General features: G+C 75.9%; 1 protein-coding gene. It reads left to right on the forward strand.

Going from position 1 to position 714, the window contains the following annotated elements; genetic code table 11:
- On the forward strand, window positions 1-714 hold a 714-nt coding region (locus tag ESO86_RS18060; RefSeq protein WP_129236060.1), incomplete at both ends, for a glycosyltransferase.

Raw genomic sequence — 714 nt, forward strand, 5'->3', positions numbered from 1 at the left:
ATACGGCGCACTCGCGGCCCGGCTGTCCGGCGTCCCGCTGGTCGTGCACCTGCGCGACCTCGTCGAGCCCGAGGCGCTCGGCGGTGCGGGCCACGCCATCATGACCCGGGTGGTGCTGCCCCGCGCCGACGGCGTCATCGCCAATTCGCGCGCGACCCTGGACGCCGCGCGGCCCCACCTCAGCGGCGATGCGGTCGTCGAGGTCGTGCCCAGTGCGTCGGGGCTCGTCCTCGGGGCCGACCGGCCGCTCGCAGCGGACGCGCCGCTCCGGACGGTCGGCATGCTCGCGCGCATCGACCCGTGGAAGGGGCAGCTCGAACTCCTCGAGGCGTTCGCGCGGGCGTTCCACGGGCGCGACATCCGCCTGCAGTTCGCCGGCGGCGCGCCGTTCGGGCACGAGGCGTACCTCGCCGAACTGCGGCACCGGGCCGACGAGCTGGGCATCGGTGCGCAGGTCGACGTCCTCGGGCACGTGGACGACGTGCCGAGGCTGCTCGCCGGATGGGACGTCGCCGTGCAGTACTCGACCCGACCCGAGCCGCTCGGCCAGAACGTGCTGCAGTACCTGGCCGCGGGTCGCGCGGTGATCGCAGCCGGCGAGGGCGGGCCGATCGAGTGGGTCGCCGACGGCGCCAACGGGCTGCTCGTGCCCCCTCGCGACGTCGACGCGCTCGCCGGAGCGCTCCGGCGGCTCGACGGCGATCCCGCGCTCCG

The organism is Agromyces binzhouensis (assembly GCF_004135055.1).
In the GTDB taxonomy this organism is placed as follows: domain Bacteria; phylum Actinomycetota; class Actinomycetes; order Actinomycetales; family Microbacteriaceae; genus Agromyces; species Agromyces binzhouensis.